Origin of the sequence: Klebsiella sp. 4_1_44FAA (assembly GCF_000238715.1) — a bacterium.
Lineage (GTDB): Bacteria > Pseudomonadota > Gammaproteobacteria > Enterobacterales > Enterobacteriaceae > Klebsiella > Klebsiella pneumoniae.
This window is the reverse complement of the sequence record NZ_JH414799.1, coordinates 1,058,556-1,084,256: the sequence shown is the minus strand read 5'-3', so window position 1 is coordinate 1,084,256 and position 25,701 is coordinate 1,058,556. Positions and strand designations below refer to the sequence as shown.

Sequence of the window (25,701 nt, the reverse complement as noted above, 5' to 3'; positions counted from 1 at the left end):
GGCAGCCAGTATGTCTATGACGGTTCCTTTCGCGGACGGCGCAAAGCGGGCGCCGGCGTGGCCGCCGACCTACTCCGGCCCACGGGCAATCACGGATTTTCCGACGGGCAAATCCCGCAGTTGCTCGCCTGGATGGCACAGAAGGAGCAGGATGATGATTCAGTGTAAACGGGTGTATGACCCGCAGGAAAGCAGCGACGGCTATCGGGTGCTGGTCGACCGTCTCTGGCCGCGGGGGATTAAAAAAGAGGCGCTGGCCTGTGATGAGTGGTGTAAGGAGTTAACGCCTTCCGCTGAGCTGCGCAAAGCCTTTCACGGCGAGGCGATCGATTTCGCCCACTTCAGCCAGCGCTATCGTCAGGAGCTCGACGCCCATCGCGAAACGGGCCTGCGGCTGGCGGCGCTGGCGCAACGCCAGCCGCTGACGCTGCTGTACGCTGCGAAGAACACCGAGCAGAATCATGCCCGGGTGTTGGCCGCCTGGCTGGCGGCCCTGCCGGTTACGATTTAGCCGGATGATCCCGGCGCCACAGCGCCCACTCGTCGAGAGTTTCGCCGCTGGGTAGTTTGCACTGGGTGCTGACGCCCTGCGGCGTTTGCACCGGCACCCGGGTGCCGCCGGATTGCTGACAGTATACCGCCGCGGGGTTGGGCATGCCGATGGTTTTCGTCGGCGCAGTGGGCTGCGGCTGGGCACAGCCGGCTAATACCAGTGGCAGAATAGCCAGTAGCTTTTTCATTGTTCCTCCCTTTCCTGAATGCCCGGGGATTTTAGCCTGAATCTCCACGTTTTCTCCATCTTGCCTGCACTTTTCCCCCGTAGAGTAGCCCTGTTCTCGAACTGACCAGAGAACAGATCATTCCATAATCAATGAGTTTTTCCCCGTCGCCCCCGACGGGGCTTTTTTTCCCACCGCGTGGACAAGTATTCCCCAGACAGATGTGATAAATTTAAAAATATCACTGTTTATTTGACGCTGATGTCCGTTTGCAGCCCAATATGCTGGGGTGACGTTTGGCGTGCTGGAGCTGTATTATTCATGTCAGATTTTATTCTTGCCCGGGTGTCGCAAACCCTCGCTGCGGAACAGTCCCTGGAAACCCTGGTGCGCCAGCTGCTGGAGATGCTGGAGGCGGTGACGCGAATGGAGTCCACCTACCTCACCCGCATTGATACCAACGCCCAGCGGCAGCAGATCATGTTCGCCCACAACAGCAGCGAAATGCAGATCCCGGAAGGATTTTCCGTCCCCTGGGATGAATCCCTGTGCAAACGCGCCCTTGAGGATCAGTGTACGTTTAGCAATGACGTTGCCAACCGCTGGCACTCCTGCATCGCCGCCCAGGAGCTGGGAATCGCTACTTTTTTAAGCATTCCCGTCCGCCTGGCCGACGGCTCTCTGTTCGGCACCCTCTGCGCCACCAGCCGGCAACAACAGCCTTATAACCTCGAAGGCGAACAGGTCATGGGCCTGTTTGCGAAGCTCATTTCCCACTACGTGGAAAAAGACACCCTGGTGCAACAGCTGCAGGCGGCAAACGTCGCGCTGGAGCTGCACTCGTCTACCGATGAGCTCACCCAGCTTCCCAATCGCCGCGCGCTGTTTAAGCAGCTGGCGTTACGCTTTGCCTCCGCCCGCGCCCAGCAGCAGCAGGTCTCGCTTATTTTTATCGATCTCGATGGTTTCAAAGCCATTAACGATCGGTTCGGCCATCCGTGCGGCGACAGCTTTCTGGTGCAGGTCGGCAAACGACTCACCGCTGTCGCGCGCCGGGAAGATATCGTTGGCCGCCTTGGCGGCGATGAGTTTTTGATCGTCGGTAGCGCCCAGCAGCCTGCCGCACAGCAGGCGTATGTCACGTCCCTGCGTCAGGCTCTGTGCGGCGTCTACTTCCTCGGCGAACAGCGTATCGACTATGAGGGCGCCAGCTTCGGGGTGGTCACCTGCGATCCGCAGAGTATCGATGTTGAAGCGGCCTTACGCGCTGCCGATGAGGCGATGTACCAGGATAAGAAGTCCCGCCGCCAGGAGAATTTCATTCATATTGACTAAAGTACCGCGATATCCAGTATCATGCAGGGCATCATTCGTGGGCACAGGGACACAATCATGAAATTGGGTATTCTTTTCCCGGTGGCGATCTTTATCATCGCCGTCGTCTTTCTCGGCTGGTTTTTTGTCGGCGGCTATGCGGCGCCGGGTGGGGCATAATGAAAAAAAGCACCATTATCATGCTGGTTGTCGCCATCGTGGCGGTGGCCGGCAGCCAGTTCGGCTGGTGGTGATCGCCGCGGCGATATTGCGGATTTATCCTATCCCATCAATAAGTTAACCCTTTACACTCACGTTATCCGCCGCGGCATTCTCGGCCCCGGGGAATAAGAATAGCGGGAGAAGTCAGGATGAAAAAACCGATCGTGTTACCGTTGATTATTGCGCTGTGCACGCTGTTATCGGGATGCATTATTGACGATGGATATCATCCCCATCGCCACCACCACCATCATCACTATCATGACGACGACTAATGCTTCACGCTGTTGATAAGCCGATAAGACCGGGCGAACCGCGGTTCGCCCGTTGACGCTTAATCCTGACGATCGGCGCCGAGGAAAATAAAGCCGAGGGGGATAGCGAAGAGCGCGGTAAAGACAATGCTGTAAACCGTCACCATCGCCCCCTGCAGGAAGAACATGGACGTCGTCCACTCTGAGTACGGCATATTGTACTCGCTCACCACGCCCCCGAAGGTCGCCCGCCCCACTACCGCCAGCGCGATAGCAAACACCACCGCGAGCGACAGACAGTATTTTTTGCAGTTTTTATTGCTGAGGAGTTTTTGCAGAATCATCGGGGCTTCCTTTTTGCTGAGCGATAAACGGCTGTATATGTAACACCAATGCAATAAAAAATGAAGGGTTTTTGTTACAGGGCAGAATAAGAGACGGCGGGCCGGTCAGCGGGTAACCGGCCCGTGGGGATCAGGACTGCAGGGTAGCCAGGCGCGCGGCGAACCCGACGAAAACCAGACCAATCAGGCTGTTGCCAAGTTTAGCCAGCTTCTTGCGGGTTTTGACGTAGCGGGTGACAAACGAGCCGGAGAGGATCAAAAAGCTCATATAGCAGAAGCTAATCACCTCGAGGGTCAGCGCCAGGATAAAGAACGCCACGCCGGGGGTTTTGGCGTTGACATCGATAAACTGCACGAAAAACGACACATAGAACAGAATCGCTTTCGGATTGGTCAGGCTCAGGGTCAGGGAGCGCTTGAGGATCGCGCTCGCCGGCTCCGCGCTGGCGTCGGACTGGCCGTCGCGCTGGGTCAGCACCGCATAGAGCATTTTGCCCCCGAGCCACAGCAGGTAAATTGCCCCGAGGTAGCGCACGACGTTAAACAACACCGGCGTGGTTTTAATCAGCGTCGCCACCCCGGCGAAGGCCAGAAACATCAGCACTGCGTCGCCAATAAAGACGCCCGCCGCCGCCAGATAGCCTTTCTTCACCCCGTGGGCAATGCCCGTTTTCAGCACGAAAAACGTATTAGGGCCAGGAACGAGGATGATAAACACCGCCCCGACCAGATAGGTTAAATAATTCAGAACACCAAACTCAGCGAACACTCTGCACTCCTTCGCGCACGACTAAAACATGATCCGGCTCACGTTACCCCAACTGTCGGGATTTTGAAAGCGCAGCCTGTGCGGGAAGGTTAATAGACGGAAGGTTCGCCCAGCGGGCGGGTTTTAAAACGACGGTGTACCCACAGATACTGCTCGGGAGCGCGCAGGATCTCGCGCTCAATAACCTTGTTGATATAGCCGGCGGCGATCTGCTTATCCTCACCCGGATAGTCATTCATCACCTCGCTGATATGCAGGCTATAGCCCCGGCGATCCAGCTTACGTACCATGCTGATGCTCAACATTTTCGCGCCCGATAAGCGGGACAGGACATAGGTGCCGTTGGTGGTCGCCGCCTGCGGGACGGAGAAAAAAGGTGCAAAGACGCTGCCCTTGGGACCGTAATCCTGATCGGGCGCGAACCACACCGCTTCACCGGATTTTAAGGCATGCACCAGACCGGTCAGGTTGTTGCGATCGATCATCGCTTTGTTCGAACGCAGGCGACCGCGGGTTTGCACCCACTCCATCAGCGGGCTGTTGTGCGGCCGGTAGGTGGCCATCATTGGCCGACACAGCCCCATCGCGCGGCCGCCCAGCTCCAGCGACATAAAGTGCACGCCGACGACCATTACCCCTTTCCCACCGCTAAGCGCGTGATTAAGGTTGGCGAACCCCTCGACATCAAACCATTTTTTGACCCGCTCGTCGCTCCAGAACCAGGCCATGCCGGTTTCGATAAGCCCCATTCCCAGCGACATAAAGTTTTGATCGATCAGCGTCTCGCGCGCCGCTGGCGACATGTCCGGGAAGCAGAGTTCGATATTACGCCGGGCGATATGTTCGCGGCGTTTAAGAAAGCGACGGGAAAGGCGACCAGCGCTGGTGCCGATAAAATGCAGCAGCGGATAAGGCAGTTGCACGATTAACCAGAGGATGCCGAGCCCGAACCAGGTCAGCCAGTTACGCGGGTGTAAAAGTTGTTTATTAAATACGCAGGCCATGATTTTTCCTGTAAACATTAATTATGTGGTAACGCTTAAGGAAAACAGAATCCATTTATCATCATTAGGCGGTACGTACAGCAAGTTCGACAATACTAATCCGCTGAAATTCCCTCCGGCAAGTAAAAAACAGCAAGCTGACAAAAAAACATAATTGCGGCACATATGTTACTAAATGTAAACTTAAATCTTGAACCACGCTTAATATATTCATCATGCATATCATTTTCACGCTAATCATCAGCGTTACTAACGAAAACAACCGAAAGCTGCCGCAGTGCGGCCCTGGCCGCCGGTGGCAGGCGTCCGCTGAGCCGCGCGATCGGCGGCCTGACCGCGTTGGGATGCATCGTAGTCTGGCAAAGCGAGTATTAAACGCGTCCCAGTGCGAAATGCATCTTTTTTAATCCGTCAGCATAAGAAAGATTAAAACGACTTTAAGACAACAATTAAGAATAGACTTATTTAAACCTGCTTTTAAAATAAGCGCGGTGCATTGAAATACTGTGCCCGCCGGACAATAAAAAATATTTCTTTACGCCTCGTGGGAAACACAGGTGGAGTGAATGATGGGCAATCATCCGCCATCGATTTGCATGGAAGCCAGGTCATTGAGAAGAAAGCACGGCGAGGGTGTGAAAAACGCCCTCGCCGCAGAGGATCAGTAGGTATGGAAATATTGCTGAATCAGCTGCGGATCTTTAGTCTGCGTCAGCGCGGTCATCAGCAGTATACGCGCTTTTGCCGGGTTGAGGGAGTCGGCCACCAGCCCGGGCTGGCTGTCATCCGGCGGTACGACGCCGCTGCCGGTACGGGAGGCTCGCACCACCACGATGCCCGCCTGCTGCGCTTTTTTGATACCGGCGGCGCTACGTACCGACACCGACCCCGCCCCGGTTCCGGCGTAGATAATACCGTCGGCATGATGGGCGATCGCCGCATCGTACATATACTCCGGATCGTCCTGGTAACCATAAATAATCACCACCTTCGGCAGAACCTTCAGCTGACGCACATCGAACACCGAGCGCAGCGTGTGAATTTTATCCACCCGCGTCTCGAACTGGGGTTTTCCGCCCACCACGACACCAAGATAGCCCTCCTCGGGCGCCCGGAAGGTATCCAGCGAAGTGGCATTAGTTTTGGTGACAAAGCGCGCCGCGCCGATGCGGTCGTTAAGCACCACCATTACCCCGCGTCCCCGGGCATCAGGATCGGCGGCGACCGTGACCGCTTCCAGCAGGTTCATCGGCCCGTCGGCGCTGATCGCCGTCGCCGGGCGCATCGCCGCGGTAAAGACCACCGGCTTGTTGCTTTTCACCGTCAGATTGAGGAAATACGGGGTTTCATCCAGCGTGTCCGTGCCATGGGTGATCACCACGCCATCGACATCGTCCCGGGCCAATAGCGCATTCACCCGCTTCGAGAGCTGGAGAATAATATCGCTGGTCATATTCTCACTGCCAATATTGGCCACCTGCTCGCCCTCGACGTGAGCGATTTTACTCATTTCCGGCACGGCGTTAATCAGCGTCTGCACCCCAATCGCCCCGGCTTTATAGCCGGTTGTTTGGGTATTGCTGGCCGCCGAACCAGCAATCGTTCCGCCGGTGGCTAAAATAACAATATGCGGAAGACGCGTCTCGCTAAACGCCAGGCTGCTCATCGTCAATAACGCAATGGCAAGTAATGCTCTAAAATTCATACAGGTCACTCCCTTCATAGATATTAATCAAACTTACGCTTGCTTAATGCAAAGGGCTTGCCAGAATTCATTTCTTTTCTGGGGGGGAAATGGTTAACTATCAGACAATAATAAGGTTCTTAGGACGATATCGCCCAACTCTGGTGCACCACTGGATCTGAAACGGGCAGAGCTATGAACCAAAACATTCTGAGGATTTACCTGTTCAGCAACACACAACACGCATTGCGATCAGATTATCGACACTTCCGTCACCGGCGAGAGCATTTTTGCCCGCCAGGTCACGCGAACGGAGAACAGAGATGCGTATTGCCCTGAAGTCGGCCCTGATGCTGACCACCAGAGTCATCCAGATCATTAACCCTGAACTGCACCGGCATATGCAACGAACGGCCTTAATCGCCCTGACGCTGGCGCAAAGGCTGGAACTGCCTGACGAACGGCAGCAGACCATTTTTTGCGCCGCGCTGCTGCACGATATCGGCGTGCTGGGGGATAAACGCACCATTCATTCGCTGGATGCTATCGATAATATCCACGACCCGCATCAGCGCCAGGGTGTGGCGATGCTGGAGGGATTAGCGACCTTCCAGCCCATCGTTCCCTTTATTCGCGATCACCATTTTAGCCCGAACCACCGGGGCTCCCGCGAACAGCACATTGTCTATTTCGCTGATGCCTTTGAACGGCTGCTGCCGGCCGATAGCCACGTTGCCGCCTGGCCCACGCGGGCGGTGGTGGAACAGTTCGTCGCTTTGCATCGGGAGATCGATCCGCCGCTCTGCGATATCCTGTGCGAGGTCGCTGAAAATGCGAACTTCTGGCAGCACCTTCACCCCGGCCATATTCAGCGGCTGCTGGAGATTATTGGCCCCATCAACACGCGCTATCTGGATATTCACGGTCTGAAGGATGTCTGCCTGCTGATTGCCAAAATCGTCGACACCTACAGCAGCTTTACCGCCACCCATAGCATCATGGTGGGGGAAATCGCCCGCCAGCTTGCCCGCTGGATGCAGCTGCCGGAGCCCACCTGTCAGCAAATACAGATAGCCGGCTATCTACACGATATTGGCAAGGTCTATATCCCACTCTCCATTCTCGAAAAAGAGGGCGAGCTGGATGATGAGGAGCTGAGTCAGGTGCGGGAGCACAGCTACATGACCGGCGAACTTCTCAGCGACTATAGCGAGCTCGGCGACATCATTAACTGGGCCTCGAATCATCATGAAAAAATGGACGGCAGCGGCTACCCTCTGCATCTCGAAAAGGAGCACCTGACCCTCGCCGACCGGATTATCTCCATCGCCGATATTTTCACCGCGCTGACCGAAGATCGCCCTTATCGTAAAGGGATGGCCTGGCAGGAAGCCTTACAGATTATGGAAGCGGATGTTATAAATGGCGCTCTGGATAGCGATGTCTTCCTCGTTTTGCGCCACCATGCGGAAACGCTACACGCCATCATTCTTCAGACCCTTGCCCCTCTGCATAGCGAGCGCCGCCTCTGAAGCGGGCCGCCGTCGTGGCGGGGGCGGAGTTCTATAATCAAAACAGCTTCATCTGCATGCAAGGAAATTCACGGTGAGAATCGCCACCATCACTAACTGGGCTTACGGGATCACCGTTGGCCTGACGCTGGCTTCCGGGAGCGCTATGGTCATGGCCTCCAGCGCCGACCGCGTCGAACGCCAGGCAGTACAGCAGCGCCAGGTCTTTGATACCCTCTCCGACGAGGTGGAAAACGACGCCTGGGCGCTGTCTGACCTCGCCCGGCTGTACGTGATAAAGCCTTCACCGGAGACGCTTACGCAATATCAGCAGCTGCAGCAGACCGACAAGAGCATAGAGCAGCGGCTGGGCGGCCTGAAAGATAACGGCGCCAGCCGCGAGGAGCTGGCGCTGCTCCAGGATGGCCTGCGGATCGCCGATGAGCTACAGGATGAACAGCAGGCGGCCCTGGCGCATGTCGCTCGCGGCGATGCGCCAGCGGCCATCGCGGTGCTGTACGGCACCGCGTACGAGACTGAACTGGAGCGCATGCAGACGCAGATCGATCGCTTCCGCCAGATGCTTGAGCATCGCGCCGCCGTCGCTATCGACCAGGCCACCGAGCGCTCGCGGATCTGGCGTACGCTGTCGGAAATCATGGTCGGCCTGACCGCCCTGATGTTTTTGTTCGTCCTCGGCTTCATTCTCAAACGCCGGGTGCTCTACCCGGTGGTTCGCCTGAGCGACGTGGTCCAGCGTCTCGCCTCCCAGGATTATGCGGTGGAGACGCCGCACTTTACCCAGGTGGATGAGATTGGTGACATGGCTCAGGCGATCCGCATTTTTCGCGAGAACGGCCTGGCCCGTCAGCGGCTGGAGCAGCAGCGCGACGCCGACTGGGCGATCCGCGAGCTGCTGGCGCGTATGACTCAGCGGCTGCAGGGCTGTGAAACCATTGAGGATGTGATTAAGGTGGCGGAGCGGTTTGCGCCGAATATCGCCCCGACGATCCCCGGTAAACTGTATGTTCTGGATACCGACCCCTGGCAGATGCGCTGCGTAGCGCAGTGGCTGTCGCCCGCCGGTGAGACGACGCCCTTTTCTCCCGACGACTGCTGGGCGATACGGCGGGGACTCAGCCATCCGCCGGTGCAGGGCGAGCCCGATATCACCTGCTATCATCTGCCGGAGACGCACGCCGGCCAGTCGCTCTGCGTACCGCTCATCGCCCAGGGCGAAGCCATTGGCCTGCTGACTTTCCAGAACGTCACCGCCAGTGACGCTCCTTCCCGGGCCTATCTCGAGCTGATGGCGGAAGCGTTGGGCCTGGCGCTGGCCAATCAGCGTTTGCGCAGCGCCCTGCTGGAAAAAGCGCTGTTCGATTCCCTGACCGGCCTGCGTAACCGCCATCATCTTGACGAAGCGCTGCATTCGCAGATGGCGCTGGCGGTCCATACCCATACTCCGCTGAGCTGTCTGATGATCGACATCGATCATTTTAAAACCATCAATGATCGCTATGGCCATGAGGCTGGGGATCTGGTGATTAAGAGCGTTGCGACCATTGTGCAGCGCGCGGTGCGCGATATCGGCATGGCTTTCCGCTACGGGGGCGAGGAGTTTTTAGTGCTGCTCCCCGGGATTGACGAAGCCGGGGCGCACCAGTGCGCCAGCGAGATCTACACCCAGGTGCGCAATATGACGCTGCGCGATGGTCTGACCGAGATAGGCCAGGTGGATGTGTCGATTGGCATCGCCAGCTACCCGCAGCACACCCAAAGCGATAGTCTGCTGCGCGCGGCGGATGCCGCGCTGTACCGGGCGAAAGAGCTGGGCCGTTCAAGGATTGTCAGCTTTGGCCGCCTGAAGACCAGCTAACCGGGACTATCGCTCAGCGGTATTAAGCAGCGAGATAACTTTCCTTACCACTGCCGAACGAATATGGCGGTGGTAAACCATGCTCAGCTCACTCTCCGCCAGCCGATCCTGGAGATCGATATACACCACGTTATCAAGGCGTAAGGCCCGCGCCGAGAGCGGAACCAACGCCACTCCCACCCCGGCGGAGACCAGGCTAATCATCGAGGTAACGTCGTTAATCCGCTGCGCCACCTGCGGCGTAAAGCCCGCGACGCGACAGGCATCCATAAAAACCTGCTCCAGTCCGGTGCCCTGCGGATCGTCAAGCGAGATCCAGTTGTCAGTGCGCAATGAGGCCAGATTAAGCGCGCCCACGCCGGCCAGCGGATGCTGTTGATAGAGCGCCAGGCAGAGCTTTTCACGTACAAACGGCCTGACCACCAGCGCGTCCGGCGGCGAGGCCAGCGGCGCGCGGATGATGGCGATATCCAGACGCAGATCCAACAGCGCTTCGTAGAGCATTTGCACATCCCCCTGCACCAGCGACAGCTCAATCCCCGGCCAGTCGGCGCGCAGCCGGCGCAGGAGCCCCGGCAGTTTACTGTCGTACATCGCGCTGGAGACATACCCCAAATGCAGCCTCCCCTGCTCGCCCCGCGCGGTGCGCTGGGCGTCCAGCACCGCCTGATCGGCCATTTCCAGCGCCAGCCGCGTCTTGTGTAAAAAGGCCTCGCCCGCGGCGGTCAGAGTCAGACGGCGGTTGGCGCGGGAAAAGAGCACCACGCCCAGGCGCTGCTCAAGCTGCTTAATCTGCTGACTGAGGGCGGGCTGGGCGATATGTAACCGCTCCGCCGCCCGGTGCATATGCAACTCTTCGGCAACGACCACAAAATGGCGTAACGCTCGCAAGGACATGGTCGGACTCCTCCCTACAAATTGATAAGAAAAAGCTTATCAATAAAGCATAAATGATGCAATTGATAACCATTAGCCTGCGAAGCATACTGTGCGCATCGATACGCTAAGGAGAACATCATGACCGCACCGATTCAGGATCTGCGCGACGCCATCGCGCTGCTGCAACAGCATGACAATCAGTATCTCGAAACCGATCATCCGGTTGACCCTAACGCCGAGCTGGCCGGTGTTTATCGCCATATCGGCGCGGGCGGCACCGTGAAGCGCCCCACCCGCATCGGGCCGGCGATGATGTTTAACAATATTAAGGGTTATCCACACTCGCGCATTCTGGTGGGTATGCACGCCAGCCGCCAGCGGGCCGCGCTGCTGCTGGGCTGCGAAGCCTCGCAGCTGGCCCTTGAAGTGGGTAAGGCGGTGAAAAAACCGGTCGCGCCGGTGGTCGTCCCGGCCAGCAGCGCCCCCTGCCAGGAACAGATCTTTCTGGCCGACGATCCGGATTTTGATTTGCGCACGCTGCTTCCGGCGCCCACCAACACCCCTATCGACGCCGGCCCCTTCTTCTGCCTGGGCCTGGCGCTGGCCAGCGATCCCGTCGACGCCTCGCTGACCGACGTCACCATCCACCGCTTGTGCGTCCAGGGCCGGGATGAGCTGTCGATGTTTCTTGCCGCCGGCCGCCATATCGAAGTGTTTCGCCAGAAGGCCGAGGCCGCAGGCAAACCGCTGCCGATAACCATCAATATGGGTCTCGATCCGGCCATCTATATTGGCGCCTGCTTCGAAGCCCCTACCACGCCGTTCGGCTATAACGAGCTGGGCGTCGCCGGCGCGCTGCGTCAACGTCCGGTGGAGCTGGTTCAGGGCGTCAGCGTCCCGGAGAAAGCCATCGCCCGCGCCGAGATCGTTATCGAAGGTGAGCTGTTGCCTGGCGTGCGCGTCAGAGAGGATCAGCACACCAATAGCGGCCACGCGATGCCGGAATTTCCTGGCTACTGCGGCGGCGCTAATCCATCGCTGCCGGTAATCAAAGTCAAAGCAGTGACCATGCGAAACAATGCGATTCTGCAGACCCTGGTGGGACCGGGGGAAGAGCATACCACCCTAGCCGGCCTGCCAACGGAAGCCAGTATCTGGAATGCCGTCGAGGCCGCCATTCCGGGCTTTTTACAAAATGTCTACGCCCACACCGCGGGTGGCGGTAAGTTCCTCGGGATCCTGCAGGTGAAAAAACGTCAACCCGCCGATGAAGGCCGGCAGGGGCAGGCCGCGCTGCTGGCGCTGGCGACCTATTCCGAGCTAAAAAATATTATTCTGGTTGATGAAGATGTCGACATCTTTGACAGCGACGATATCCTGTGGGCGATGACCACCCGCATGCAGGGGGACGTCAGCATTACGACAATCCCCGGCATTCGCGGTCACCAGCTGGATCCGTCCCAGACGCCGGAATACAGCCCGTCGATCCGTGGAAATGGCATCAGCTGCAAGACCATTTTTGACTGCACGGTCCCCTGGGCGCTGAAATCGCACTTTGAGCGCGCGCCGTTTGCCGACGTCGATCCGCGCCCGTTTGCACCGGAGTATTTCGCCCGGCTGGAAAAAAACCAGGGTAGCGCAAAATAAGCAATAGCCGCCGGTAAACGGCGGCATTTTTCCATGCCGCGCGATCCTGAGCGGATGGCGCAGGCAGGATTAATTGATCGCAGCGGCGAGATCTTTTTTCACCAGCTCGCGCTGCTCAGAGGTCAGCTCCTGGCTTACGTCGAAATGGCGATCGGGGCGTTACGCATGGGGGTATTTACAGGGAATGATCCTTCATAAAAAAGAGAGGCGCTTATCACTGCGCTAATAAAGACTATCTGTAGCAAAGGGGGTATTTAAAACTGGATAATAAAAGAATAGCAGGTAACCGAAACCAGCCCCCGGTCGACCCTCAACCGCAAAGAAAAATATATTCTTCCTTCCAGTAGCGGCCCTGACCTATGATGTCCCCGGCAGAAGTGATTAACCGTTTTTGCTTTTCGGTTTCGATACCCTCAACGATCACATGGCCGGTCAGGGTATGAATAGACTGCAACAGACCGGGCAAAGCGGGGTCGTTTTCTTTATCCCAGAAGTAATCCTTATCCACTTTGACGCAATCGAAGCGGAATCTCTCCAGCAGCGGGAAGGAGGTTCGCCCGCGACCAAAATCATCCAGCCAGACCGGACAAAGCGCCGCCAGCGTGCTTAGCGCCGTCAGCTCGCGGCCGGCGATAAACTCATGAAAATTCTCATTTATCTCCAAAGCAATATGCTTACACGAGCGCAGAAAATCGCAGAGATAGCGGTCCGTCAGAATAAAATGGCTTAATAAATCATCGATATTGAGCGAGATCGGCTTATTATCGACCAGGGAAAAATCAAATACGGAAAGCAACTCGATTTGTCGGGTAAATAGTGCAAGCTTATCGCTTTCGGTAAGCGTGGAGAAAGAAAACGCGGGCGCTGAGGCGTTATTTCGTGCGGGTGCTATAATATCTTTAGTGAGCAATTCCCACGAGTGGCAGCTGCCATCATCGCTAATAGCGGGCTCCAGTACGAAGCGATAGGAGGTATTTTTCGCGTTTTCTTCAACCATTTAAAAAATACCCAAAATAAGAAAGGGTTAAAGCATGTCATATATTTCCCGCCAACAAAAATAGTTTAAAATGATCGATAAGAAACATTCGATAGCTAAAAACTATCAACATATAATTTATTGATCGGTAAAGTGAATTAATATAAATTAGCCACCGCTGTCGCATGCGTTTAGACAACAATTAAAATATTGTTTCAAACCAGCCAGTTACATGACGAGCCGCATCCAGTCGTAGCCACATTACGCTTTTCCCCGGCGGCAAAAAAAAGCGTGGTGTAATAAAAATCAAAAATACAAGCCGCCAGTTTTCGTCCTCTCGTATGCCAAAAGATGAATAATCTCTGGCCCAACGCAACCGCTTGCCGATAATAAAAACGCTGCCCCGGTCAACGAAACGTCATACTTTACCGCTACCTTGCTGGCAGAACAGGCGCAGCGGATAAAGGGCAGTGAAAAGAAAATACATGGTTCCACTGGCGCTAATGCTCCTCATGCTCATCGCCAGCGCATGGCTGGAACCGGCCCTGCGGCCTGTCGCCAGAGGGCTGTGCGTCTGGTTCGACGGGGCAATGGTCAACTGTCTGCAGAGGCAACGGCTGGGCGAAAGGTTGCCGATTCACTCGCTGGCCAGGCGGTAAACGGGCACTCGTCGGGTGGTATTGAACAAATTGTCGCTGACCTCCACCTCCGTCGTGACAATCGCCATGCCGGACCGGCGCAACTGCGCGATGTCCGCCGCCACTCGCTGACTGCCGAACCAGAACAGGGCGTCGAGAGCGGTGACCGGCAGGCCGGCGTTCAGCGCCTGGCGGAGCCGCTCCCGGGCCGGCTTTATCTCCCGGGCAATCTGCTGGTACGGGGCCGCCGTCAGCCCGGTTGCATCGACGCGACGAATGCGGTTTGCCAGGCGGTAATGAAAGGCTTCCGGGACAGTCTGTAAATCCTGTTTCAAACTATAGACGCAGCCGTAACGTTTGCCGTTGAAAACGGCGGCTTTACGGCTAAGCTGCAACGTCTCGCGAACATCGGCGATTAGCTGCGGCGCGCGCACCAGCAGCAGGCGAAAAGGCAGCTCGAAGCTGGTGACATAGTCGACGTTCAGTAACGCAATGCGCAGGCGCTCCTCTGCCCCGGCCCGCAGCTGACGACACTCCAGGTATACTTCGCGCCACTGCTCCCGGAGCCGTGGCGTCTCACCGGCTTCGGTAAACTGGTATTTTTCAATATCGTAATCAATTCTCCCGGCCACCACGCATTCCTTTCTGAATCAGTCCGCGGGTTATATTATCATCCTCCGACGCCGTCCCCTATGCCCAACGCCGCTGTCGTTGTCGATTATTTACGATAAAGATAACGGGTGATGATCACATCAAGAACAAACAGCAGGAAGATAACGCTGCTTAACCATAATAAGCCTGCGAATAAATCAAGTAATTGCATCGTTGTTCCCTCGCCGTTGGCCCTAAAAAAGACGCTCCATCACCATAAAGTAGTTAACAACCACCTTAACAGCCACAGAATAAAATTATTTAGCACGATGCCATCCCGAGCCCGGACAGATTCATTTTATTGTCATTAATTTGTCATCAAAAAATGTCTATCATCAACCGGCGCCGCAGGGTCGTCTCTGCCGTCATGGTATGGCGGACAACGCGTCGCCACGCGGTTTAACAACACGGAATAACCTCGCCCTGCCTCATTCTTACTGTCATTGCATAATTTTATACCAGGCACGTTTGTCATCCTGCTGAATAATCCGTAAAAGCGCCGTAAGCAATAAAACCCCTGCAGATTGGTTTACCATGGAGAAATAAGATGCCTAGCGAAAAAGCCCGCAGCCTTGACCATTTCTATGAATTACTGGCGACAGGACAACACCCGAAGATTGAACTCGATTTTGATGTCGCCGCGGACGATTTTTTTAAAATCGCCACCGAGTTTGGCGATATTGGCGCGAGGATCACCCGGGTTAACGAACGATTTATTATTAAGATCAAGCCGCCGAAGGCATAAACACCCGGCCCGAGTCGTTGCAGCAGATCACCGGTTTGTGCGCATCCCTCTCGGTCATCCCTGACCGGACGGCGCGACGCGCCGGCAAATCCTCACCTGCCGGCGCGAATCAGGCTCAGTGATAGCCCTCGCTGCCGGAGACTTTGCCGCGAAAGACGTAGTAGCTCCAGGCGGTATACATCAGGATCACCGGGATAATGAGCAGCGCCCCCGGCAGCATAAATACCTGGCTGGAGGGCGGCGCAGCGGCATCCCACAGAGAGATATGCGGTGGGATAATGTTCGGCCAGACGCTGATCCCCAGCCCGCTGAAGCCGAGGAAAATCAGGCCCAGCGTCAGGATAAAGGGACGGGCGTGGCTGGCGGGGCGCGCGCTCAGGCGCCAGATCCACAGGCTCAGAGCCAACACCAGAATTGGCACCGGCACGAACCAGAAGAAATTGGGCAGCGTAAACCAGCGTTCCGCCACGTAGCGCCAGCCCAACGGCGTCCAGACGCTGACCACCGCAATCACCACCATCAGCGCCAGCAGTACCTTGCGGGTCAGCTCGCGCATCCGCTGCTGCAGCGCGCCTTCGCTTTTCATAATCAACCACGTGGTGCCCAGCAGCAGATAGGCCACCACCAGCCCCAGACCGCAGAACAGATTGAAAGGGGTAAGCCAGTCCAGCGTCGAACCGGCGAAGCGGCGGTCAGCCACCGCAAAGCCGTTGATAAACGCGCCGACGACAATCCCCTGGCTGAAGGTCGCCAACAGCGAGCCGCCGGCAAAGGCATAGTCCCAGAAGATGCGATGCGAGGGAACCGCTTTAAAACGAAATTCAAAGGCCACGCCGCGAAAAATCAGGCCGATGAGCATCGCCGTCAGCGGGATAACCAGCGCATCGGTGATCACCGCATAGGCCAGCGGAAAGGCGCCGAACAGCCCTGCCCCGCCGAGCACCAGCCAGGTTTCGTTACCATCCCAGACGGGGGCGACGCTGTTGACCATCACATCGCGCTCTTCGCCATCATGCACCACGCTGAACAGCATCCCAATACCTAAATCGAAACCATCCATCACGATATACATCAGCGTGGCGAAGACAATGATGACAAACCAAATCACCGAGATATCGATGCTCATGATGCGTTCTCCTCATCACGCACCGGCTCAGCCGCTGAGAGCGGACGCGCCGGGGTGCCTGCGGTTTGCGAGATCAGCTCCGTCACCGGCTGCGGCCCTTTTTTGATAAGCCGGAAAATGTAGTAATACCCCACGCCAAACACGGCGCAGTAAACCACGATAAATACCAGCAGGCTGATGGCCATCTGCAGGGTGCTGTGCAACGACACCGCATCCCGCGTGCGCAGCAACCCGTATATCACCCACGGCTGGCGGCCCATCTCGGTGGTCACCCACCCGGCGACCAGGGCAATAAGACCGGCGGGCCCCATACAGAGCGCAAACCACTGGAAGGGACGCGAGTGGTACAGCCGCCGCCGATAGCGCAGCCAGGCGCTGCAGATCCCTAAGGCGATCATCAACACGCCCATCCCGACCATGATGCGAAACGACCAGAAGACGGCGGGCGAATAGGGTCGGTCCTCTTTCGGGAAGTCTTTCAGGGCCGGCACCTGCTTATGCAGGCTGTGGGTAAGGATCAGGCTACCGAGAGCGGGGATCTCAAGACCATAGCGGGTCCGCTCCTGCTCCATGTCCGGCAGGCCAAACAGCAGCAGCGGCGTGGCCTCGCCGGGGCGATTTTCCCAGTGCCCTTCGATGGCCGCGATCTTCGCCGGCTGATGCTCAAGGGTGTTAAGACCATGCATATCCCCCACCACCGCCTGGATCGGCGCCACCAGCAGCGCCATCCACATCGCCATCGACAGCATTTTGCGGATGGCCGGCGAGTCGTTGCCGCGCAGAAGATGCCACGCGGCAGACGCCCCGACGAACATGGCGCTACTGAGAAACGCGGCTATCGCCATATGGAACAAGCGATACGGAAAAGAGGGGTTAAAGATAATCGCCAGCCAGTCCTGCGGGATGAGATGGCCATTTTCGATGATAAAACCCTGCGGCGTCTGCATCCAGCTATTGGAGGCAAGGATCCAGAAGGTAGAAACCAATGTGCCAAGCGCCACCATGCAGGTGGTAAAAAAATGCAGCGCTGGCGGCACTTTATTCCAGCCAAACAGCATCACCCCGAGGAATCCCGCTTCAAGGAAGAAGGCGGTCAGCACTTCGTACAGCAGCAGCGGGCCGGTAATACTGCCAGCGAACTGGGAAAATCCGCTCCAGTTGGTGCCGAACTGATAGGACATGACTAATCCGGAGACTACGCCCATGCCAAAATTGACGGCAAAGATTTTCAGCCAGAAATTGTAGAGTGAACGCCAGACATTATCCCGGGTTCGCAGCCACATCCCCTCAAGCACCACAAGGTAGCTGGCAAGGCCGATGGTGATGGCCGGAAAGAGGATATGGAAGGATACGGTAAAGGCGAATTGCAATCGGGCCAGATGAAACGCGTCGAATTCAAACATATTCCACACCCATCATTGTGAATCGCCCCGGCCGCAGCCGGGGCTCATGCGAACATCACTTAGCTGATGATGAAGTGTTTTGCTTCCCGGCGCCGAGTTCGGCGCCGGTCAAAGGATCGCCCTGCGGGTCAGACTGCGTTCGCTTCAGCATCGCTTTGCACAGCGCTTCCTGCTCTGGCGTCAGGCCGACAGAAGCACTGCCATCTCCGCCATCTACGGCCGGCTGTGGATCCTTGACATAATCGAAGTGTTTGTCACTGTTCCAGCTGCCGCGTACTTCTCCACCTTCAGACATATTGTAGTAGGTGTTAGCGTACTCGCTAATGGGCGGCAGTTTGCCCGGTGGATAGTTGTTGCGAATCGACTGCAGGGCCTTCTCAAAAGAGAGCTGATGCGCCGCTTCGCGGGTCATCAGGAAGGCCAGCGCGTCTTTCACGCCAGGATCGTCGGTCACGTTGATCAGGCGTTCATAGACGATCTTCGCCCTCGCCTCCGCCGCGACATTCGACCGCAGGTCGGCGGTGGGTTCGCCGATAGTATCAATGTAGGCCGCCGTCCACGGCACGCCCGCCGAGTTGGTCAGCGGGGTACCGCCGCCGTACAGCAGGGATGTAATATGGCTGTCATTGCCGTTGGCGGTGAGCGAACGATAGAGTTCCGCTTCGCTCTCGGTGCCCTCCGCCAGGGCTCCTTTGGCGCCTTTATTCAGCATGCCGACCAAAGTGCCAATGATCTCCAGATGGCTCAACTCCTCTGTCGCGATATCCATCAGCATATCTTTGCGGCCGGGATCGTCATCGCTTAATCCCTGGGTGAAATAACGACACGCGGCGGCCAGCTCGCCCTGAGGGCCGCCAAACTGTTCGAGCAGTAAATTCGCGAGCCCCGGATTCGGTTCAGCAACGCGTACGGTATACTGCAGTTGTTTCACATGACGAAACATGGGCCTGCCTCCTGGGTTATTTTTTCGCTTCTACGCCGTCAGCATCTGAACGCAGGAGAAACTGCTCCGTAGTCTGAGGAATATGTTTAATCAGCCAGTCGGCCATTTCCCGCTCTTCCTCCAGGATGGCTTCAATGGCTGGGATGGAGGCGGTATCGCCCGCTTTTTCAGCGGCCGCCAGCAGAGAGGTATAGCAGGCGATTTCAAACTGCTCGAAAACGTACCCGCTGATCGAGCCTTTGACGATTTCATCGGAAGGAAACATCCCGCCGATGGACTGGCCGAGAGCCGCCATTTTACTCATCGAATCTTTAATCACCGAGCGCGAAATCTCATTGCGGTCGAGGATCTCTTCCAGCACGGTAATTTGCCGTTTGGTCTCGTTAACATGCTGTTCGATTCTGGCACGGAGATCCGGATAATTATCGATACGGCCAGCCATTGATTCCAGCATGGACTCTGCCTGTTTTTCCATGGCATGCGCATCTCGTAGCCAGTCATGGTAATGTTCAACGTGATTCATCGTGATTTCCTCGTGTCAGGGAGAGTTTATTTTTCCGCTTTCTTATTAATATTACCTACCGCCAGATCGGTTAATTTCACATCGGTTTGTTTTTCTTCTTCCAGGGTTTCGGCAAGCAGTTTGGCTGCTTTTTTATAGCCCAACTGCTCTGCCAGGGTGACCAGAGTACCGTAACTGGCAATTTCGTAATGCTCGACCTTTTGCGCAGCGGCAATTAATGCAGCATCACGTACCTCATTTTTTTCCGTGCTCTCAACGACTTCATTAGCTTCTTCGATTAATCCTTCCATGGCCACGCATTTCATGCGTTTGATTTTCAGGTTGGATTCCTGTTCAATAATCTGGTCGATACGTTCGATCTGGCCCTGGGTTTCTTCAAGATGAGCATTGAACGCCGCGCTGAGTTTTTCACTGGACGCCGCTCTGGCTAGTTTAGCCAGCCCGCGGGTTAATTGTTTCTCTGCGCTGTAGGTATCTGAGAGCAGGTGAATAAATACATCTTCAATGCTTTTCATATTCATAGAAATACCTTCTGGAGTCAGAAAATAACTGCGAGTCTGTGACAGACTCGCAGGAGATACTTTCACTTCAGGGTGCAAGGAAAAGGATAATCAGGAATTATCGGACTTGCGGCCACCGCCGTGGCTATTCTGTCCGCCTTTTTTACCCGCTTCGGACGCACGCTGCGGATCATTTTTAAAGTTCCCGCCGCTGTGCTGACCACCTTTACGACCTGCTTCAGAAGCTTTTTCACGGTCTTCAGCAAAATTACCGGAACCACCACGATGCTCTGCCATATTTCACCTCATGTATATCGGTTATGTCAGTACGATACGAAAATATTCCGTATCACTCGTCGTTCGATATTTAAATCTAGCGGGTAATGCTGGTTAGTCAAATTATTATTCCGTTTTTTCGACACCTTTTAGCAGTAATTCGGAATAATTCTACAAGACACCTCAAAAATAACCAGACGGCACCTTGCCGCTAACTCACTGTGTTCAGGGAAATAATGTATGCAGATCACCTCTGCGGCAAATAATTATCTATACCGGAGGATTACTACCGTTGGGTTATATAACGAAGCGGCAGCATTGTCCTTTGCCAGACGGAAATTAAGAATTTTCCCTGATTTTACGGATAAAAAAAGCCGCTGGGGAAGCGGCTAGCAAACAAAATGGAGCGAATATCATGCCCGATTAATACTGGCACACATAAGGGCAATAGGCAAATAACTCGAACAGACCAGCCGGGAAATAAGCGAAGCGTGGAATATATTCAGCCCATGGAATATCACGCAGTTCTATTATTAGTACTCTACGCTTTATTTTTTACGATGATTTATCGGTGACGATAGCAGCCGTTCACCAGGCCAAAGAACCGCATGCTGTCAACCTTTCTCTCGAGGAGAATATTCTATGAAAGCACTCACTTATCACGGCCCGCATCATGTCAGCGTCGACACCATGCCTGACCCGGCTCTTGAGGCAGCGGACGATATTATTCTGCGCGTCACCGCGACAGCGATTTGCGGTTCCGATCTGCATCTGTACCGCGGAAAGATCCCCGGCACGCACCATGGTGATATTTTCGGCCATGAATTTATGGGGGAAGTGGTGGAAGCCGGTTCCGAGGTCACCGCGGTCCGCAAAGGCGACCGGGTGGTTATCCCGTTTGTCATCGCCTGCGGAGACTGCTTCTTTTGTCGCTTGCAGCAGTATGCCGCCTGCGAAAGCACCAATAGCGGCCAGGGAGCGACGCTCAATCGAAAAGGCATTTCGCCACCGGCGGCGCTGTTTGGCTATAGCGATTTGTACGGCGGGATCCCGGGCGGCCAGGCGGAATATGTACGGGTCCCCAAAGCCAATACCGGACCGTTTAAAGTGCCAGACACCTTACCCGATGAAAAGGTGCTGTTTCTGTCAGATATTCTGCCCACCGCCTGGCAGGCGGTTAAAAACGCCGAGGTCAAACCCGGCAGTAGCGTGGCTATTTTTGGCGCCGGCCCGGTAGGCCTGCTCTGCGCCTCCTGCGCCAGGCTCAATGGCGCAGAACAGATATTTATCATCGATCATAACGATTACCGACTCGATTTCGCGCAACAACGCTATGGCGCGATCCCGATAAACTTTGACCACCATGACGATCCTGCGCAGTGGATTATCGATAACACGCCGGGCCATCGCGGCGTCGACGCGGTGATCGACGCCGTGGGCTTCGAGGCGAAAGGTAGCCTTACGGAAACCGTCCTCAGCACCCTGAAAATCGAGGGGAGCAGCGGAAAAGCCCTGCGCCAGTGCATCGCCGCCGTGCGCCGCGGCGGCATCGTCAGCGTACCCGGGGTTTACGCCGGTTTCATCCACGGCTTTATGTTTGGCGATGCCTTTGATAAAGGACTGACCTTCAGGATGGGACAAACCCACGTCCACGCCTGGCTGCCGGATCTGCTGGCGCTTATTGAGCAAGGGCTGCTTACCCCGGAGGAGATTGTCACTCACCATATGCCGCTGGAGGAGGCCGCGCGCGGCTATCAGATCTTTGAGAAACGTGAAGAGGCGTGCCGCAAAGTGATCCTCGTACCGGGAATGCAGCCCGGGAAAGCGACCCTCTGAGAAGGCGATTACCGCGCAAGGAAATTCTCGGCGGACCGATCGCGGCATGATATAAACATAGCGTGCTTTGGCCCGCCGTCGCTGATATAGCCGTTCACCAGAGGAGAAGTTGATGCTCGAGTTACGTCCGAATTGCGAATGCTGTGATAAAGATCTGCCGCCAGACTCACCCGAGGCGTTTATCTGTTCGTTCGAGTGCACCTTTTGCCGGGACTGCATGACGACGCGACTGAACGGACATTGCCCGAACTGCGGCGGCGAACTGGTGCGGCGCCCTGTGCGTCCCGAAGAGGCGCTGCGGCGCCACCCCGCCTCCACCCTGCGCCGCCATGCACAGTAGGCGAGACGCAGGTCTCCCGGCTAAGGTAAAAATCCACGCCCGAGGAGAGCGCGGAGCCTGAAGGCGTGACCGGTGGCAGACAACGTGCTCTTTCGATTATCGCCCGGCGGCGCTTCGCTAGTCCGGGCGAGCGTTTCCGGGTTCATATTCTGCATGTCAGTAAAACGGCTTTCCCGCCCGTACTGCCCGTCGGCGATCGCTTTCATCGATAGCCGCAGCCGTCAGGGTTTATCCCCCCACATCGCGATTTCACTAAAACTCAGCCAGCCCTGTGCGCTCAGGCTGCCGTATCGCATGGCTGGCGTTCTTTTTTATTCACCATCGCAATAACGCCTGGGAGCATTTCCGTTGCAATCGTTGATCTCCTGCCTGGCATATTTCGCTGCATACCGAAGCTTCCTGCTCTGGCCGTCAGTAGACTGCAGGGAAATTCACCATGGAGCAGAGTTATGATTGCGGTACTTTTTGAGGCCGACGCCTTACCACAAGCACAGGAAAGATATCTTCAGCTGGCGGCCGGGCTGACGCCTTTGCTATCAGACACGCCGGGGTTTATTGCCATCGAGCGCTTTCAGAGCCTGAGTACGCCCGGCAAAATACTCTCGTTATCCTGGTGGGAAGATGAAGCCTCGGTGGCCAACTGGCAGCAAAATGAGCGGCATCTGGCTGCCCAGCGCGAAGGCAAAGCATCGATTTTTTCATACTACAGAATACGCGTCGCCCGCGTGTTCCGGGATTACGCATCGGATCGGGGAGCACAGTCGGATGTATGACATTCACGTGATTCTCAGCAACTCGCCGGGCTCGCTTGGCGCAATGGGTATGGCGCTGGGTAACAACGGCGTGGGGCTCGAAGGCGGTGGCGTATTCACCACGCCTGATGCCGGACATGCGCATTTTCTGGTGGAAGACGGTGAGAAAGCCCGCAGGGTGCTGACCGAGGCCGGCTTTACGGTCAGCAATGTATGCCGTCCTCTGATACGAAAGTTACCTCAGGAACGTCCTGGGGAACTGGGAGACATCGCGGACACCCTGGCCCATAATGGTATTAATATTCTGGTACAGTACAGCGACCACCGTAACCGGCTCATTCTCCTTACCGATGATGACGCCCGGGCAGCGGAAGTGACCAAAAAATGGGCCATACTTTCTGAATGAATCTCCTGAAACCGCAGCAAGACAGTGAGCCAGAGGAGGCGCTGGAAACAGCTATGGCGATGGTGGCCTCCGCCCTCTCTGACTCGTCAAGGGTCAGTATTCTCTGCGCGCTGATGGACGGGCGCGCATGGACGGCAACCGAACTCAGTACGGTCGCCGAGGTGTCCGCCTCCACCACCAGCGGCCATCTTGCCCGGCTGCTCAGCAACGGACTGGTGGTGTGTCTCGCGCAGGGGCGCCACCGCTATTACCGCCTGGCGGGCTCGCATATTGCCGGGCTGCTGGAAAACCTGATGGGCGTCTCTATGCAAGCGCATAAGACGCTTCTCCCCAGCACGCCGGTTAATCTTCGCTACGCCCGGACCTGCTACGATCATCTGGCGGGCGAGCTGGCGGTCAATATTTATGAATTTATGCTGAGGGAAAAATGGCTGGCGGCAGATGGCCTGGCCCTGACGTCAGCCGGTAAAACCCAGCTTGAACGCCTTGGCGCAGTACTGAACGCCCGCCCACGGCGTAAGCCCTGCTGCCCCTGTCTCGACTGGAGCGAAAGACGTTTTCATCTGGGAGGCGACGCCGGCTCGGCACTAATGACGCTGTTCCTGCAAAAAGGATGGATAACGCGCGCGCCGGGATATCGGGAAGTACAAGTGACGGATAGCGGCAGAGCGGCGCTGTCCCGGCTGTTTAATCTGAAAGTGAGCGGATAGCCTGAGTTTAGGCTACAGCACATTTTCGCCGAACGGCACCGGTTTAAGCCGGTCGGGCCATCAGTATGACGCCTGGCGTGCAATCCGTTTTCATGCGAGCTCTTACGGCAAATGGATCTCTCCCTGTCATGAGGTATATAGCTTTGTTGAACGTTGCGCTGCGGGACATTCGCCATCGCCTAATGCTTCAAGCGTCCGGCAGAATAATTGCCTGAAGGCGAAAAAAAACGGGAGCCCATCGGCTCCCGCTTTTACTTAATCCACCAACGGGATTACATATTCGCGATAATCGCGTCGCCAAACTCTGAGCATTTCAGCAGTTTAGCGCCTTCCATCAGACGTTCGAAGTCATAGGTTACGGTCTTGGCGGCGATAGCGCCTTCCATGCCTTTGACAATCAGGTCTGCGGCTTCGAACCACTGCATGTGGCGCAGCATCATCTCTGCGGACAGGATGATGGAGCCCGGGTTCACTTTGTCCTGGCCGGCATACTTCGGCGCAGTACCGTGAGTCGCTTCGAACAGCGCGCACTCGTCACCGATGTTGGCGCCCGGGGCGATACCGATACCGCCAACCTGCGCCGCCAGGGCGTCAGAGATGTAGTCGCCGTTCAGGTTCATACAGGCGATAACGTCGTATTCCGCCGGACGCAGCAGGATCTGCTGCAGGAACGCATCGGCGATCACGTCTTTCACCACGATCTCTTTGCCGGTGTTCGGGTTCTTGATTTTCACCCACGGGCCGCCGTCGATCAGCTCGCCGCCGAACTCTTCGCGAGCCAGCTGGTAGCCCCAGTCTTTGAAGGCGCCTTCGGTGAACTTCATGATGTTGCCTTTGTGCACCAGAGTGACGGAATCACGATCGTTAGTGATCGCGTATTCAATCGCGGCGCGAACCAGGCGTTTGGTGCCTTCTTCAGAGCACGGCTTGATGCCGATACCGCAATGTTCCGGGAAGCGAATTTTCTTCACGCCCATCTCATCGCGCAGGAATTTGATGACTTTGTCTGCTTCCGCAGAGTCGGCTTTCCACTCGATACCGGCATAGATATCTTCTGAGTTTTCACGGAAGATAACCATATCGGTCAGTTCCGGGTGTTTAACCGGGCTCGGGGTGCCCTGGTAGTAACGTACCGGACGCAGGCAGACGTAGAGGTCCAGCTCCTGGCGCAGCGCCACGTTCAGAGAACGGATGCCGCCGCCGACTGGGGTGGTCAGAGGACCTTTGATAGCAACGCGGTAGTCACGAATCAGATCGAGGGTTTCAGCTGGCAGCCAGACGTCCTGGCCATAGACGTGGGTTGATTTCTCACCGGTGTAAACTTCCATCCAGGAAATTTTACGCTCGCCCTTATAGGCTTTCTCAACGGCGGCATCAACCACTTTCAGCATCGCTGGGGTAACGTCAACGCCGATACCGTCACCTTCAATGAACGGGATAATCGGATTGTGAGGGACGTTCAGTTTGCCGTTTTGCAGGGTGATTTTTTGACCTTCCGCCGGAACTACTACTTTGCTTTCCATTAACCTCTCCTTCGAGCGCTTCTGGTTCTGCTCTTCCCTCTTCACGCGAGCCTGGTGTTGGCTGAGTCGGCCAGCTTCGGCGTACCGGGTCTTCCCGCTAACCGGAGCTATCGCGTCCGTGTCGCCT

Annotated in this window: 33 protein-coding genes and 1 pseudogene; 17 read left to right on the top strand and 17 right to left on the bottom strand. The window is 56.2% G+C overall.

What is annotated here, in order from left to right; translation table 11 throughout:
• Both HMPREF1024_RS15395 and HMPREF1024_RS15400 read left to right on the top strand, forming a co-directional pair.
• Nucleotides 1–168, top strand: a pseudogene (locus HMPREF1024_RS15395) (DUF523 domain-containing protein); the annotation flags it as partial.
• 4 nt (nucleotides 169–172) lie between these two features.
• Entirely contained in the window at nucleotides 173–511 is a 339-nt protein-coding gene (locus HMPREF1024_RS15400) for a DUF488 domain-containing protein (RefSeq protein ID WP_014343000.1), read from the top strand.
• Here the strand turns inward: HMPREF1024_RS15400 and HMPREF1024_RS15405 are convergent.
• Nucleotides 501–740 (bottom strand): DUF333 domain-containing protein, encoded by a 240-nt coding sequence (locus tag HMPREF1024_RS15405; RefSeq protein WP_004176548.1) that lies wholly within the window; start codon nucleotides 738–740, stop codon nucleotides 501–503. The two genes, HMPREF1024_RS15400 and HMPREF1024_RS15405, sit on opposite strands and share 11 nt — an antisense overlap.
• A gap of 300 nt (nucleotides 741–1,040) precedes the next feature.
• On the opposite strand from HMPREF1024_RS15405, the gene HMPREF1024_RS15410 reads away from it, so the two are divergent.
• The 4 genes from HMPREF1024_RS15410 (at nucleotide 1,041) to HMPREF1024_RS30570 (ending at nucleotide 2,530) form a co-directional block, all read left to right on the top strand.
• Entirely contained in the window at nucleotides 1,041–2,054 is a 1,014-nt protein-coding gene (locus HMPREF1024_RS15410) for a sensor domain-containing diguanylate cyclase (RefSeq protein WP_004176549.1), read from the top strand.
• Nucleotides 2,055–2,111: 57 nt separating this feature from the next.
• Nucleotides 2,112–2,213: a YoaK family small membrane protein gene (locus HMPREF1024_RS30575; protein ID WP_004150782.1), complete on the top strand. Its 102-nt coding sequence runs from the start codon at nucleotides 2,112–2,114 to the stop codon at nucleotides 2,211–2,213.
• Nucleotides 2,213–2,287 carry a protein YoaJ gene (gene yoaJ, locus HMPREF1024_RS32160; RefSeq protein WP_004892898.1) on the top strand — a complete coding sequence of 25 codons (75 nt, stop codon included), beginning with the start codon at nucleotides 2,213–2,215 and terminating at the stop codon, nucleotides 2,285–2,287. The genes HMPREF1024_RS30575 and yoaJ overlap by 1 nt, the downstream gene beginning before the upstream one ends.
• Before the next feature lie 117 nt (nucleotides 2,288–2,404).
• Nucleotides 2,405–2,530, top strand: a complete 126-nt coding sequence (locus HMPREF1024_RS30570) for a hypothetical protein (RefSeq protein WP_004140488.1) — start codon at nucleotides 2,405–2,407, stop codon at nucleotides 2,528–2,530.
• Between the two features lie 59 nt (nucleotides 2,531–2,589).
• Here HMPREF1024_RS30570 and HMPREF1024_RS15420 read toward each other — a convergent pair whose 3' ends face one another.
• From HMPREF1024_RS15420 to fraE, 4 genes are all read right to left on the bottom strand, one after another.
• Nucleotides 2,590–2,853 carry a DUF2534 family protein gene (locus HMPREF1024_RS15420; protein WP_004140489.1) on the bottom strand — a complete coding sequence of 88 codons (264 nt, stop codon included), beginning with the start codon at nucleotides 2,851–2,853 and terminating at the stop codon, nucleotides 2,590–2,592.
• Nucleotides 2,854–2,983: 130 nt separating this feature from the next.
• A complete protein-coding gene (gene leuE / locus HMPREF1024_RS15425) occupies nucleotides 2,984–3,622 on the bottom strand; it encodes a leucine efflux protein LeuE (RefSeq protein ID WP_004150783.1) in 639 nt (212 codons plus the stop codon).
• 89 nt (nucleotides 3,623–3,711) lie between these two features.
• Nucleotides 3,712–4,626 (bottom strand): kdo(2)-lipid IV(A) palmitoleoyltransferase, encoded by a 915-nt coding sequence (lpxP, locus tag HMPREF1024_RS15430; RefSeq protein WP_004148038.1) that lies wholly within the window; start codon nucleotides 4,624–4,626, stop codon nucleotides 3,712–3,714.
• Between the two features lie 661 nt (nucleotides 4,627–5,287).
• Nucleotides 5,288–6,331: a fructose-asparagine asparaginase gene (gene fraE, locus HMPREF1024_RS15435; protein ID WP_004150784.1), complete on the bottom strand. Its 1,044-nt coding sequence runs from the start codon at nucleotides 6,329–6,331 to the stop codon at nucleotides 5,288–5,290.
• Nucleotides 6,332–6,633: 302 nt separating this feature from the next.
• Between fraE and HMPREF1024_RS15440 the strand changes: the two genes are divergently transcribed.
• Both HMPREF1024_RS15440 and HMPREF1024_RS15445 read left to right on the top strand, forming a co-directional pair.
• On the top strand, nucleotides 6,634–7,842 hold the full coding sequence (locus HMPREF1024_RS15440) for an HD-GYP domain-containing protein (protein ID WP_004140494.1): 1,209 nt from the start codon (nucleotides 6,634–6,636) through the stop codon (nucleotides 7,840–7,842).
• A gap of 73 nt (nucleotides 7,843–7,915) precedes the next feature.
• Complete coding sequence (locus HMPREF1024_RS15445; protein WP_009308427.1) at nucleotides 7,916–9,700, top strand: sensor domain-containing diguanylate cyclase; 1,785 nt, start codon at nucleotides 7,916–7,918, stop codon at nucleotides 9,698–9,700.
• 6 nt (nucleotides 9,701–9,706) lie between these two features.
• Here the strand turns inward: HMPREF1024_RS15445 and HMPREF1024_RS15450 are convergent, their stop codons facing one another.
• Nucleotides 9,707–10,597 carry a LysR substrate-binding domain-containing protein gene (locus HMPREF1024_RS15450; protein ID WP_004150788.1) on the bottom strand — a complete coding sequence of 297 codons (891 nt, stop codon included), beginning with the start codon at nucleotides 10,595–10,597 and terminating at the stop codon, nucleotides 9,707–9,709.
• A 120-nt stretch (nucleotides 10,598–10,717) separates the two neighbouring features.
• Between HMPREF1024_RS15450 and HMPREF1024_RS15455 the strand changes: the two genes are divergently transcribed.
• Together HMPREF1024_RS15455 and HMPREF1024_RS31275 are read left to right on the top strand one after the other, a co-directional pair.
• Nucleotides 10,718–12,226 (top strand): UbiD family decarboxylase, encoded by a 1,509-nt coding sequence (locus HMPREF1024_RS15455; RefSeq protein WP_004224180.1) that lies wholly within the window; start codon nucleotides 10,718–10,720, stop codon nucleotides 12,224–12,226.
• Between the two features lie 33 nt (nucleotides 12,227–12,259).
• Nucleotides 12,260–12,424, top strand: coding sequence for a hypothetical protein (locus HMPREF1024_RS31275; protein WP_004140498.1), 165 nt, complete (start codon nucleotides 12,260–12,262; stop codon nucleotides 12,422–12,424).
• 112 nt (nucleotides 12,425–12,536) lie between these two features.
• Here HMPREF1024_RS31275 and HMPREF1024_RS15460 read toward each other — a convergent pair whose 3' ends face one another.
• The 3 genes from HMPREF1024_RS15460 to HMPREF1024_RS15465 all read right to left on the bottom strand — a co-directional run bounded on the left by HMPREF1024_RS15460 (nucleotide 12,537) and on the right by HMPREF1024_RS15465 (nucleotide 14,472).
• Entirely contained in the window at nucleotides 12,537–13,223 is a 687-nt protein-coding gene (locus HMPREF1024_RS15460) for an EAL domain-containing protein (protein ID WP_004150790.1), read from the bottom strand.
• A 397-nt stretch (nucleotides 13,224–13,620) separates the two neighbouring features.
• Nucleotides 13,621–13,800, bottom strand: coding sequence for a hypothetical protein (locus tag HMPREF1024_RS0126300; RefSeq protein WP_032416507.1), 180 nt, complete (start codon nucleotides 13,798–13,800; stop codon nucleotides 13,621–13,623).
• A gap of 39 nt (nucleotides 13,801–13,839) precedes the next feature.
• Entirely contained in the window at nucleotides 13,840–14,472 is a 633-nt protein-coding gene (locus HMPREF1024_RS15465) for a helix-turn-helix domain-containing protein (protein ID WP_009308426.1), read from the bottom strand.
• A 566-nt stretch (nucleotides 14,473–15,038) separates the two neighbouring features.
• Between HMPREF1024_RS15465 and HMPREF1024_RS15470 the strand changes: the two genes are divergently transcribed.
• Nucleotides 15,039–15,236 carry a hypothetical protein gene (locus tag HMPREF1024_RS15470; RefSeq protein WP_004140506.1) on the top strand — a complete coding sequence of 66 codons (198 nt, stop codon included), beginning with the start codon at nucleotides 15,039–15,041 and terminating at the stop codon, nucleotides 15,234–15,236.
• 115 nt (nucleotides 15,237–15,351) lie between these two features.
• Here HMPREF1024_RS15470 and cydB read toward each other — a convergent pair whose 3' ends face one another.
• The 6 genes from cydB to HMPREF1024_RS15500 form a co-directional block, all read right to left on the bottom strand.
• Nucleotides 15,352–16,362, bottom strand: a complete 1,011-nt coding sequence (gene cydB, locus HMPREF1024_RS15475; RefSeq protein WP_004183659.1) for a cytochrome d ubiquinol oxidase subunit II — start codon at nucleotides 16,360–16,362, stop codon at nucleotides 15,352–15,354.
• A complete protein-coding gene (locus tag HMPREF1024_RS15480; protein ID WP_009308425.1) occupies nucleotides 16,359–17,765 on the bottom strand; it encodes a cytochrome ubiquinol oxidase subunit I in 1,407 nt (468 codons plus the stop codon). Before HMPREF1024_RS15480 ends, cydB begins: the two co-directional genes overlap by 4 nt.
• A 55-nt stretch (nucleotides 17,766–17,820) precedes the next feature.
• Complete coding sequence (locus tag HMPREF1024_RS15485) at nucleotides 17,821–18,708, bottom strand: manganese catalase family protein (protein ID WP_004140512.1); 888 nt, start codon at nucleotides 18,706–18,708, stop codon at nucleotides 17,821–17,823.
• Between the two features lie 16 nt (nucleotides 18,709–18,724).
• Complete coding sequence (locus HMPREF1024_RS15490; RefSeq protein WP_004190904.1) at nucleotides 18,725–19,231, bottom strand: ferritin-like domain-containing protein; 507 nt, start codon at nucleotides 19,229–19,231, stop codon at nucleotides 18,725–18,727.
• A gap of 26 nt (nucleotides 19,232–19,257) precedes the next feature.
• Nucleotides 19,258–19,752, bottom strand: a complete 495-nt coding sequence (locus HMPREF1024_RS15495) for a ferritin-like domain-containing protein (protein WP_004148027.1) — start codon at nucleotides 19,750–19,752, stop codon at nucleotides 19,258–19,260.
• Between the two features lie 90 nt (nucleotides 19,753–19,842).
• Nucleotides 19,843–20,028: a general stress protein gene (locus tag HMPREF1024_RS15500; RefSeq protein ID WP_004150795.1), complete on the bottom strand. Its 186-nt coding sequence runs from the start codon at nucleotides 20,026–20,028 to the stop codon at nucleotides 19,843–19,845.
• 621 nt (nucleotides 20,029–20,649) lie between these two features.
• Here HMPREF1024_RS15500 and HMPREF1024_RS15505 point away from each other — a divergent pair.
• A complete protein-coding gene (locus HMPREF1024_RS15505) occupies nucleotides 20,650–21,843 on the top strand; it encodes a zinc-dependent alcohol dehydrogenase (RefSeq protein ID WP_004140529.1) in 1,194 nt (397 codons plus the stop codon).
• A gap of 112 nt (nucleotides 21,844–21,955) precedes the next feature.
• On the top strand, nucleotides 21,956–22,183 hold the full coding sequence (locus HMPREF1024_RS15510; protein WP_004140530.1) for a DUF1272 domain-containing protein: 228 nt from the start codon (nucleotides 21,956–21,958) through the stop codon (nucleotides 22,181–22,183).
• A gap of 20 nt (nucleotides 22,184–22,203) precedes the next feature.
• On the opposite strand, the gene HMPREF1024_RS32075 is transcribed toward HMPREF1024_RS15510, so the two are convergent.
• Complete coding sequence (locus tag HMPREF1024_RS32075; RefSeq protein WP_004140532.1) at nucleotides 22,204–22,389, bottom strand: hypothetical protein; 186 nt, start codon at nucleotides 22,387–22,389, stop codon at nucleotides 22,204–22,206.
• Between HMPREF1024_RS32075 and HMPREF1024_RS31270 the strand changes: the two genes are divergently transcribed.
• From HMPREF1024_RS31270 to HMPREF1024_RS15525, 4 genes are all read left to right on the top strand, one after another.
• The gene (locus HMPREF1024_RS31270) at nucleotides 22,337–22,513 is read left to right on the top strand and encodes a hypothetical protein (protein WP_020805510.1); all 177 of its coding nucleotides are present in this window, start codon (nucleotides 22,337–22,339) and stop codon (nucleotides 22,511–22,513) included. The two genes, HMPREF1024_RS32075 and HMPREF1024_RS31270, sit on opposite strands and share 53 nt — an antisense overlap.
• 119 nt (nucleotides 22,514–22,632) lie before the next feature.
• Nucleotides 22,633–22,956 (top strand): antibiotic biosynthesis monooxygenase, encoded by a 324-nt coding sequence (locus tag HMPREF1024_RS15515; protein WP_004150797.1) that lies wholly within the window; start codon nucleotides 22,633–22,635, stop codon nucleotides 22,954–22,956.
• Nucleotides 22,949–23,341 carry a hypothetical protein gene (locus HMPREF1024_RS15520; RefSeq protein ID WP_004190914.1) on the top strand — a complete coding sequence of 131 codons (393 nt, stop codon included), beginning with the start codon at nucleotides 22,949–22,951 and terminating at the stop codon, nucleotides 23,339–23,341. Before HMPREF1024_RS15515 ends, HMPREF1024_RS15520 begins: the two co-directional genes overlap by 8 nt.
• Complete coding sequence (locus tag HMPREF1024_RS15525; RefSeq protein WP_004140538.1) at nucleotides 23,338–24,051, top strand: helix-turn-helix transcriptional regulator; 714 nt, start codon at nucleotides 23,338–23,340, stop codon at nucleotides 24,049–24,051. Before HMPREF1024_RS15520 ends, HMPREF1024_RS15525 begins: the two co-directional genes overlap by 4 nt.
• Before the next feature lie 272 nt (nucleotides 24,052–24,323).
• Here HMPREF1024_RS15525 and icd read toward each other — a convergent pair whose 3' ends face one another.
• The gene (gene icd / locus HMPREF1024_RS15530) at nucleotides 24,324–25,574 is read right to left on the bottom strand and encodes an NADP-dependent isocitrate dehydrogenase (protein ID WP_004150800.1); all 1,251 of its coding nucleotides are present in this window, start codon (nucleotides 25,572–25,574) and stop codon (nucleotides 24,324–24,326) included.
• Nucleotides 25,575–25,701: the final 127 nt, after the last annotated feature.

Coding starts and splice junctions, on each gene's coding strand:
- HMPREF1024_RS31275 (WP_004140498.1), top strand. CDS start 12,260: ATGCCGCGCGATCCTGAGCGGATGGCGCAGGCAGGATTAATTGATCGC.
- HMPREF1024_RS15500 (WP_004150795.1), bottom strand. CDS start 20,028: ATGGCAGAGCATCGTGGTGGTTCCGGTAATTTTGCTGAAGACCGTGAA.
- fraE (WP_004150784.1), bottom strand. CDS start 6,331: ATGAATTTTAGAGCATTACTTGCCATTGCGTTATTGACGATGAGCAGC.
- cydB (WP_004183659.1), bottom strand. CDS start 16,362: ATGAGCATCGATATCTCGGTGATTTGGTTTGTCATCATTGTCTTCGCC.
- HMPREF1024_RS15440 (WP_004140494.1), top strand. CDS start 6,634: ATGCGTATTGCCCTGAAGTCGGCCCTGATGCTGACCACCAGAGTCATC.
- HMPREF1024_RS32075 (WP_004140532.1), bottom strand. CDS start 22,389: ATGAAAGCGATCGCCGACGGGCAGTACGGGCGGGAAAGCCGTTTTACT.
- HMPREF1024_RS15450 (WP_004150788.1), bottom strand. CDS start 10,597: ATGTCCTTGCGAGCGTTACGCCATTTTGTGGTCGTTGCCGAAGAGTTG.
- HMPREF1024_RS15480 (WP_009308425.1), bottom strand. CDS start 17,765: ATGTTTGAATTCGACGCGTTTCATCTGGCCCGATTGCAATTCGCCTTT.
- HMPREF1024_RS15455 (WP_004224180.1), top strand. CDS start 10,718: ATGACCGCACCGATTCAGGATCTGCGCGACGCCATCGCGCTGCTGCAA.
- HMPREF1024_RS15420 (WP_004140489.1), bottom strand. CDS start 2,853: ATGATTCTGCAAAAACTCCTCAGCAATAAAAACTGCAAAAAATACTGT.
- HMPREF1024_RS15515 (WP_004150797.1), top strand. CDS start 22,633: ATGATTGCGGTACTTTTTGAGGCCGACGCCTTACCACAAGCACAGGAA.
- HMPREF1024_RS30570 (WP_004140488.1), top strand. CDS start 2,405: ATGAAAAAACCGATCGTGTTACCGTTGATTATTGCGCTGTGCACGCTG.
- HMPREF1024_RS15410 (WP_004176549.1), top strand. CDS start 1,041: ATGTCAGATTTTATTCTTGCCCGGGTGTCGCAAACCCTCGCTGCGGAA.
- HMPREF1024_RS15490 (WP_004190904.1), bottom strand. CDS start 19,231: ATGAATCACGTTGAACATTACCATGACTGGCTACGAGATGCGCATGCC.
- HMPREF1024_RS15520 (WP_004190914.1), top strand. CDS start 22,949: ATGTATGACATTCACGTGATTCTCAGCAACTCGCCGGGCTCGCTTGGC.
- HMPREF1024_RS15525 (WP_004140538.1), top strand. CDS start 23,338: ATGAATCTCCTGAAACCGCAGCAAGACAGTGAGCCAGAGGAGGCGCTG.
- HMPREF1024_RS31270 (WP_020805510.1), top strand. CDS start 22,337: ATGTCAGTAAAACGGCTTTCCCGCCCGTACTGCCCGTCGGCGATCGCT.
- HMPREF1024_RS15405 (WP_004176548.1), bottom strand. CDS start 740: ATGAAAAAGCTACTGGCTATTCTGCCACTGGTATTAGCCGGCTGTGCC.
- HMPREF1024_RS30575 (WP_004150782.1), top strand. CDS start 2,112: ATGAAATTGGGTATTCTTTTCCCGGTGGCGATCTTTATCATCGCCGTC.
- HMPREF1024_RS15510 (WP_004140530.1), top strand. CDS start 21,956: ATGCTCGAGTTACGTCCGAATTGCGAATGCTGTGATAAAGATCTGCCG.
- HMPREF1024_RS15485 (WP_004140512.1), bottom strand. CDS start 18,708: ATGTTTCGTCATGTGAAACAACTGCAGTATACCGTACGCGTTGCTGAA.
- HMPREF1024_RS15460 (WP_004150790.1), bottom strand. CDS start 13,223: ATGGTTGAAGAAAACGCGAAAAATACCTCCTATCGCTTCGTACTGGAG.
- HMPREF1024_RS15505 (WP_004140529.1), top strand. CDS start 20,650: ATGAAAGCACTCACTTATCACGGCCCGCATCATGTCAGCGTCGACACC.
- icd (WP_004150800.1), bottom strand. CDS start 25,574: ATGGAAAGCAAAGTAGTAGTTCCGGCGGAAGGTCAAAAAATCACCCTG.
- lpxP (WP_004148038.1), bottom strand. CDS start 4,626: ATGGCCTGCGTATTTAATAAACAACTTTTACACCCGCGTAACTGGCTG.
- HMPREF1024_RS15495 (WP_004148027.1), bottom strand. CDS start 19,752: ATGAATATGAAAAGCATTGAAGATGTATTTATTCACCTGCTCTCAGAT.
- HMPREF1024_RS15470 (WP_004140506.1), top strand. CDS start 15,039: ATGCCTAGCGAAAAAGCCCGCAGCCTTGACCATTTCTATGAATTACTG.